The organism is Ruminococcus difficilis (assembly GCF_016680995.1).
In genome coordinates this window covers 1-7,934 of record NZ_JAEQMG010000173.1, presented here as the reverse complement: position 1 = coordinate 7,934, position 7,934 = coordinate 1, and the positions used below count along the sequence as shown (strand labels likewise).

General features: G+C 49.6%; 9 protein-coding genes and 1 pseudogene. All 10 read right to left on the bottom strand.

Annotated elements, in window-relative coordinates; genetic code table 11:
* Positions 1 to 65 precede the first annotated feature (65 nt).
* Entirely contained in the window at positions 66 to 281 is a 216-nt protein-coding gene (locus tag JKK62_RS15760) for a hypothetical protein (RefSeq protein WP_201428763.1), read from the bottom strand.
* A 69-nt stretch (positions 282 to 350) separates the two neighbouring features.
* Positions 351 to 443 (bottom strand): annotated as a pseudogene (locus JKK62_RS18025) (hypothetical protein); the annotation flags it as partial.
* 192 nt (positions 444 to 635) lie between these two features.
* Entirely contained in the window at positions 636 to 2,351 is a 1,716-nt protein-coding gene (locus JKK62_RS15755) for a hypothetical protein (RefSeq protein ID WP_201428762.1), read from the bottom strand.
* Positions 2,344 to 2,679: a hypothetical protein gene (locus JKK62_RS15750; RefSeq protein ID WP_201428761.1), complete on the bottom strand. Its 336-nt coding sequence runs from the start codon at positions 2,677 to 2,679 to the stop codon at positions 2,344 to 2,346. Before JKK62_RS15750 ends, JKK62_RS15755 begins: the two co-directional genes overlap by 8 nt.
* A gap of 15 nt (positions 2,680 to 2,694) precedes the next feature.
* Complete coding sequence (locus JKK62_RS15745) at positions 2,695 to 3,420, bottom strand: ABC transporter ATP-binding protein (RefSeq protein WP_301332373.1); 726 nt, start codon at positions 3,418 to 3,420, stop codon at positions 2,695 to 2,697.
* A 187-nt stretch (positions 3,421 to 3,607) separates the two neighbouring features.
* Positions 3,608 to 5,074, bottom strand: a complete 1,467-nt coding sequence (gene lysS / locus JKK62_RS15740; RefSeq protein ID WP_201428759.1) for a lysine--tRNA ligase — start codon at positions 5,072 to 5,074, stop codon at positions 3,608 to 3,610.
* A gap of 112 nt (positions 5,075 to 5,186) precedes the next feature.
* On the bottom strand, positions 5,187 to 5,660 hold the full coding sequence (greA, locus tag JKK62_RS15735) for a transcription elongation factor GreA (protein ID WP_201428758.1): 474 nt from the start codon (positions 5,658 to 5,660) through the stop codon (positions 5,187 to 5,189).
* Positions 5,661 to 5,786: 126 nt separating this feature from the next.
* Positions 5,787 to 6,620 carry a hypothetical protein gene (locus JKK62_RS15730; protein WP_201428757.1) on the bottom strand — a complete coding sequence of 278 codons (834 nt, stop codon included), beginning with the start codon at positions 6,618 to 6,620 and terminating at the stop codon, positions 5,787 to 5,789.
* A gap of 272 nt (positions 6,621 to 6,892) precedes the next feature.
* Positions 6,893 to 7,060: a hypothetical protein gene (locus JKK62_RS15725; RefSeq protein ID WP_201428756.1), complete on the bottom strand. Its 168-nt coding sequence runs from the start codon at positions 7,058 to 7,060 to the stop codon at positions 6,893 to 6,895.
* A gap of 307 nt (positions 7,061 to 7,367) precedes the next feature.
* Positions 7,368 to 7,934, bottom strand: a 567-nt coding sequence (locus JKK62_RS15720) for a hypothetical protein (RefSeq protein ID WP_201428755.1), incomplete at its 5' end; no start/stop codon positions are given.

The following is a 7,934-nucleotide window of genomic DNA, read 5'->3' as shown; positions in this document are numbered from 1 at the left end:
GACCTTGATGAAAACTAATCCATCAAGGTCAAATTCATTAAAATATGCGATTGTTTATTATAGTTTTATTTGTTTTTATTTCTCACGGTATTGATCACAAATAAAATCACGTAACTTACAACGCCAATGCCGAGCGGGTATAAAATGTGATATGATGAGGAAAATTGGTAACCGCTTCCGTTTATCCACGTTTTCCAAATGAAGTCAAACAGATTCCATAGCCCGATCACGATAACGACAAACAAAACGCCGCCTAACACTGTTTTAATGGCTTTATTCATTTTTTGCTCCTTTGCAAATTAATCACAAAATATGCGATTGATTATACTCTGCACAACTTTCTGCATCGTTTAGCATAAGCTTTGCGTATGAGTTGAAATATCCTGATGTCCCAAAGTGTCTTGAATGACTTTGATATTGATTCCGGCTTCGCACATTCGAGTAAAAAGCGTATGTCAGTGTGAGTGGCAGGTAAAATGAGGTACCCTATTTGAACTGAATAACAGACAAGGGGCTGTCACACTAAGCATATCGCTCAGTTTTTGAATGTCTCAAATAACGATTTCTCTGTCCTCTTTTTCATAGTAAACCGAAGTCTTGAAATTGCCGAAAATGACGGAGGGTATTATGGGAAGCTATTCGATTATCATCAAACTCTTCTCTGCTTTTTTGACGGAGGTTTTGTTGACCGCTACAGCGACCGCTAAAATGGTGAGCGCAAAAACCGCGACTGAGACAAGGGCAATCGTCACCGTTGTGCTGTTAAGGAATATCGCGGAAAGCTCCGGTATCATCGCAATGATAATGAGAACAAACAGAGCGATATACATCACAAATCCGACGATAAGGGCAACGGCGTTTATACCGCCCAGCTTGCGTGATATTTCCGTTTCACTGTCCCGGCTGAAAACCGGACTTTTGGCATTGCTCACGAGCATACGGTTGACAAAGATCAAGTTGCAAAGGACACAGACGAACGCGCTGTACAGGAATACCCAGCTGCCGGTGATCGGAACGATACCGGTCACCATGCAAACGATACCGAGGATCAGAATGTACGACACGCTTCCGAGAGAACAGATCAGCATGGAAAAGCGGAGCTTGCTCTTGTAGTAATCCTTAAAATCAAGCGGCATGGCGCGTAAAATATAAAAGCTTTCGCCCTCACGCGAAAAGGCGGTTCCGGCTAAATTGTTTAAGCCGCAGGCAAAGCAGGACGCAACAACACCGAGAAGCAAAGCGCAGATCGGCACAGCGCTTGTGGAAAACGAACCATTTACGGAGTTGAAAATCGCGTTTTTGCCAAAAGCGAACGGCAGAACCAAAAACAGCGGCCAGATAAAGGTCATGGCAAAACCGTAAATCATATAAGACGGATTCCTACGCGCATTTTTCGCCTCGTAAGAGGTCAGCGCTTTCAGTACGCTGCGCTTCTTTCGAGCGGAAAGCATGCTTTCTTCGACGGGCTTTTTTGCGGTGCCGGTATTTTGCATGGAAAGCGCTGTGGACAAATAGAACAGCTTGATAGCAAGCAAGGCTAAAGCGATTACTGCAGCGGTAATGCCGAGGCTGATTAACAGACCCATGATACTTCCGTCAAACATAAAGCCGCTCATAAATGCTACGTTCGGGAAGCAGTCAGATAAACCTGCAACCATCGAAAGGGCGCCCAAAGCAGCGTCAGGGGAATCATTGCTGCTGAGAATACTGTTGACGATCAAATAGCCGACTGTCAGCACGATCGTCAGGATACCGCCGATCGCTACCATGATATCGCGATTCCGGATAAAGCCGCAGCACTTGAATATCACGACCGTCATCAACGCGGCGACCGCAAGACCGGTCACGGGAATAAGGAAGCTTGAAAGCACCGTGCCGATGTAAAACGCTGCGCCCATTCCTGCCCGTAAGCCGAAGCCGAAAAAGCTTGAGTTGATCAGAATCAAGCTTAGAACTACCGGGAACTTCAAGGTTACCGTCAGCTTGGCTACCACGATCTGACTTGCCGAAAAAGGCATAGGCAGCAAAACGGGAAGATCGTCCGCCGTGTACAGCACAGTGACGATGTTTTTGACCGATAGCACAAGGCTGAACAAAAGCAGTATAAGCATCAAAAATTTTGTGAAGTCACTCAGGGAGATGTACGGTGAGATGAAGGGTTCCGCAAAGAAAGCCGCAGCAGCCAAAGCCGCGGTCAGGAATACCAATCCGAGAGCGGCAAGGATCTTTGCCGCTCTCGGTGAGATCAGCGCTTCGCTGCCGCCGATCTTTGAGTTTCCGTTGCATTTTTCCAAAACGGAAATGAGCTTTCTAACCTTGGAAAACTCGCCGGTTACTTTTTGATCACTCATTGTCAGTCATCTTCTTGCATTTTGACGCGACAATAAAGTATATGATCACCATTAGTAAAATGACGCCAAACATAATCATTTTGATCAAAAAACTATCGTTTAGGATTTTTTGGAATTCGAGAAAATCGACAATACATTCTCCGATCAAAAAGAGACCGACAACGATATACATAACAACATTGATCAGCTTATAAGTGCGTGCGCCTTTCTTTGAATACGAGGCGATTTTCGCCTCCTCGCTTTTTGTAAGTGTGCCGGTAAGAAGAATTTTTATGCCGAAAATAATCAAACCGACTCCTAATACACCAAACACAATAGACATAACCATTTTTACTACCTCCAATTATTCTTTTGTTTCTGTTAATTCAAGAAAAATGTTTTCCAGTGAAGCATTTGATTTGTGCGTAGCCCTCAGTTCATCAAGTGTTCCGCAGTACAAAAGCTCCCCTTTTTTGATGATGCAGATCTCGTCGCACAGCTTTTCGGCAACCTCGAGCACGTGTGTTGAAAAGAACACCGAGTTCCCTTTTTTTACGTGCTCGCGCATCATCTGTTTTAGCTCAAATGCCGACTGCGGATCGAGGCCGGTCAGGGGCTCGTCTAAAATCCATACGGACGGGTTGTGGATCAGCGCGCCCATGATCATTATTTTTTGACGCATTCCGTGAGAATACGAGAGTATCGTGCTGTTCAGTGAGTCGTAAATGCCAAAGCGCTTGGCGTAATTCTCAATGAACGCGGATCTTTCGTCTAAGGGCGTATCATAAATATCCGCCATAAAATTCAGATATTCAACTCCGCTTAGTCGCAAAAAGTGATCGGGGCTGTCGGAAACATAGCCGAACTGACTTTTCGCCTTTTTTCCGTCCTTCTGGATGTCGATCCCATTGATCGTAATGGAACCGCTTGTCGGGCGAATAACGCCCGTGATCGCTTTGATCGTTGTTGATTTACCGGCTCCGTTGTGACCGATAAATCCGGTGATAGCGCCGTCTTTTGCGGTGAACGAGATATCGTTCACAACGGTTTTATCGCCGTACTTCTTGGTATAGTTTTGTACGCAAATCAAACGTATCATCTCCTGTATAATCGAATGCTTTGCATTCGCTACCCGGTGGCAGTTAATTATTCAATTATGCGATTGATTACGCTCTGCACAACTTTCCGCATCGTTTGGTGTAAGTTTGGTGTAAATGGTGTAAATTCGGTACTTCGTGAAGTTCAAAAACCGCATAGATAAGCCATTTTTGAGGGTGTTACTTATCGAGGGACTTCATTGTGGGGAAGAGGAGGACGTCGCGGATGGCGGGGGAGTTGGTCATGATCATGACCAGGCGGTCGATGCCGTAACCGATGCCTCCTGTGGGGGGCATACCGATCTCGAGGGCGTTGAGGAAGTCCTCGTCGGTGGTGTTCGCCTCTTCGTCGCCGGCGGCGAGCATCGCCTCCTGCGCTTTGAAGCGCTCGCGCTGGTCGATCGGGTCGTTCAGCTCGCTGTAGGCGTTCGCCATCTCCCAGCCGTTGATGAACATCTCGAAGCGCTCGACATACTCGGGGTCGTCGGGCTTCTTCTTCGTCAGCGGAGAGATCTCGATCGGGTGATCCATGACGAAGGTTGGTTGGATCAGGTGCTCCTCGACATATTCCTCAAAGATCAAGCTGAGGATATCGCCCTTTTGGTGACGATCCTCATACTCTACATGGAGCTTGTCCGCAATCGCGCGCGCCTGGGCAGTGTCCTTGACCTCGTTCCAGTCGACGTTCGCGTACTTCTTTACCGCGTCGACCATGGTGATGCGCTCGAAAGGCTTCTCGAAGTCGATCACATGCTCGCCGTAGGTGACCTGCATAGAGCCGTTGACCTCCTGCGCCACGCGGCGGTACATCGCCTCGGTCAGATCCATCATGCCGTGATAGTCAGTGTACGCCTGGTACAGCTCCATCAGGGTGAACTCGGGGTTGTGGCGGGTGTCAAGACCCTCGTTGCGGAAGACTCTGCCGATCTCATACACGCGCTCAAGGCCGCCTACGATCAGGCGCTTCAGGTACAGCTCGAGAGAGATACGGAGCTTCAAGTCCTCGTCGAGCGCGTTGAAGTGGGTCTCGAAGGGTCTTGCGGCAGCTCCGCCGGCGTTCTGCACCAGCATGGGGGTCTCGACCTCCATGAAGCCCTGCTCGTCAAGGAAACGGCGGATGGTGGAGATGATCCTGGAACGCTTGATGAAGGTATCCTTGACCTCGGCGTTCATAATCAGATCGGTGTAGCGCTGACGGTAACGGGTGTCGGTATCGGTCAAGCCGTGGTACTTCTCGGGGAGAGTCTGCAGAGACTTAGAGAGCAGGGTCACGGTCGCGGCATGCACCGAGATCTCACCGGTCTTGGTCTTGAAGACCTCGCCGGTCACACCGATGATATCGCCGACGTCGAGCTTCTTGAAGCCCATATACTCCTCGACGCCGATCGAATCGCGTGCGACATAGACCTGGATATCACCCTTTAAGTCACGGACGTTACAGAAGGACGCCTTACCCATCACGCGCTTGAACATCATTCTGCCCGCGATGCTGACGGTCTTGCCCTCCAGCTCGTCGTAGTTCGACTTGATGTCCGTGCTGTGGTGGCTCTGGTCAAACTTGGTAATGACGAAGGGATCCTTGCCCGATTCCTGCAGGAGGGCGAGCTTCTCTCGTCTGAGTCTTAAAATTTCATTCAGATTTTCCATATATCCTAACCTCAGTATTTCAGAATTCAGTTATCGCGAGGCGCTCTCGCTCAATGATACAATCCCTCAGTCACCTTACGGTGACAGCTCCCTTTACCAAAGGAAGCCTGAATTACTTGAAGATCTCGAGCACCTTGAAGCCGATCACGCCTGCGGGTACCTCGACCTCGACAGCGTCGCCGGCAGCATGTCCGAGCAGCGCCAGACCGACGGGGGACTCGTCCGAAATCTTGCCCTCGGAGGGGTTCGCCTCGTTGGAGCCTACGATCTTGTAGGTCACCTCGCTGTCGGTACGCAGGTTCAGAAGCCTGACGTTGGAGCCGACATGGATATGCTCGTTGGAGATACCCTCCTCGTCGATGACAACGGCGTTCTTGAGGGTCGCCTCGATGGTGACGATACGCGCCTCGAGCATCGCCTGCTCGTTCTTCGCATCATCGTACTCGCTGTTCTCGGAAAGGTCACCGTAGGAACGGGCAACCTTGATTTTCTCTGCTATTTCTTTACGCTTTTCGCCTTTTAAGAGATCGAGCTCTTCTTCAAGCTGTTTTAAGCCTTCGGCGGTCAGCATTACGGGTTTAGCCATAGTTGTTCATCCTTTCAGTTTATTGGATATTCGCATACAGATTATATTATATGCCAAGTCCCTACCGATGTCAAGAATGAATCTGCGGGATGAACAGGTTTCTGCGGTAAGAAAAAAGCGGGATCATCAGCTAAAATCACCTGCAACAGAGAGACGCTTTTTCAGCATTTCAACGAGGCTTTGGCGGGTATGTATCACGGTACCGTCGCCGCAGCGGGTGAAAAGCTCCGCGCTGAGTCCCCGCGCATGGGCGAGCGCGTACAGCGCCGAGGCGAAGTACATCTCGTCAAGATACGGCGGCATGACGTCGCGGTACTTCTGCGGCAATTCAAAGGTATAGTCATAGATGACGGGCGACAGCTGAGGATAAGCGGGCTTCTCACCGGAGAGGAGTACCGCCGTCGGCTGACAGCACAGGTCATCCGAAATACATCGCGGGCTGATGATCACATCGGCATCGCGCAGACAGCCCGCGCTGCGGCTGACACGGAGGATCGCGCCCTTCTCGCTGAGCAGGTACTCCGCCTCGGCAGCGTACAGCTCAGGCGACTCGGTCACAACATAAACCGGCTCGGTATATTCAGTAAGACGTTCGCAGAGGTCAAGGCACTCCCCTTCCCTATCCACCAGCACGGTCTTGATATCGCGGCGTTCCGCCATACGTAGGAGATATAAGGCGGCGTTGCCGCACATTCTGCGATTCAGCTCGCTCGACTCAAAGCGGCGATAGCCGAGAGAAGCAGGCAGCTCGACGCTCTCGGGACACAGGAGCCTGTCTCGTTGACCCTTGACAAAGCGGTCGATGGTGGTCCAGTTGAGCTTGCCTCGGTAATGTTCATAGACAACGCTTTTTACCGCTGCGCTGTCACAGTAGCGGTGTCCGACGCGCACGCGGTTACGGCGAAAAATATGCCAAAAGGATCCGCCCGCATACTCCTCGATCTGTAATGCTGTTAACATCCGTATCTCTCCGATTCATACAATATGATATGGTATTGTATGCGAGGGTCGAAGCGGATATGCGCCCAAGCGGGGAGTGATTATGATATTCGGTTGAGATTGCCACGGCTCCCGCGGAGCCTCACAATGACGATCGATGAACTCCCGTAACTTCCAAGAAGCCACTCTGTAACGACATATATCAAAAACCGCCGCTTCAACTGGCTGAAACGGCGGTATATCGATTATTCTGCTGTATCGGGGTCGGGCGGAAGATCTTCACCGCTCGCCCTTCATGCGGAGCGCTCGAGGTTATGCATCATCCTCACCTTGAGGCTGTCGCCCTCCACGATGATGTCGACCGACTCGATGTTCTTGTCGGGGTGAGCCTTGACCAGCTCGCTGACATACATTCTGATGATTTTCTCGGAAACTTGTTCTCCTCTAACGTTGATTTTCATGTCATCATCTCCTTGATTTATTCGAACAGTTGTTTCATTTCTTACAATTATATTGTAGCAGAGAAGATGAGAAAATACCAGTTACAGGTTACGCATTTTCATATCAGTTTGTTAATCGTTAATTCCTTTTTGAATAAAAAACGTATCACTTTGTAACCGTTAATTCCCCTTAGAAATTAAAGCGTTTTTTAATATATTTTGGAGAAAAATAACCGAAAATCACAAAATCTTGGGGTCGATAGTCATTATTTCTCAGGGGAATAATAACAGGTTTTTCGATGATTTCTCGGATGAGGGTGTTCGAAAATCAGGTCTTTGCCAATCGTCTTTTGCGATACAAAACAGCGGTCATATAGATGAAAAGGGTGGGGATCAGCAGGACCGCGAATATCCTGAGGGAGGAGGTCATCATGAACTTTGTGATCTGGGCGGTACCGACGGCGCCGAGCAGATTTGTCGTATAGGAGGCGATGACCATGAAAATATCGATCCCCGCTACGATATAGATCGGGATCGGGCTGCGGGGCTTCTCAGACAGGAAGAACACCAGCACCAGCACGATAAACGCGATATCGAAGAACAGATAGATCGAAAGCCCGGTGATACTGTTGATATCAAATTGGCGGTTGCGCCAATTGAAGTATTGGAGCACCAGTTGGTTGAGGATATCCACGCCGATGATGATCGTCGCGATCCGAGCGGCTGTGCGGGGCGTGACGGAATCACGGGCGGACTTGAACGCGCCGTAAAGCAGCGTACCGGTGATCACGGCGGAAGTCACGATGGACGCGACTCCCCCTCCTCTCTCCCAATCAAGCATGAAGCGGTATTCGATCACCATAAAGCCGATATACCAGAGGAACTGTACCAGATA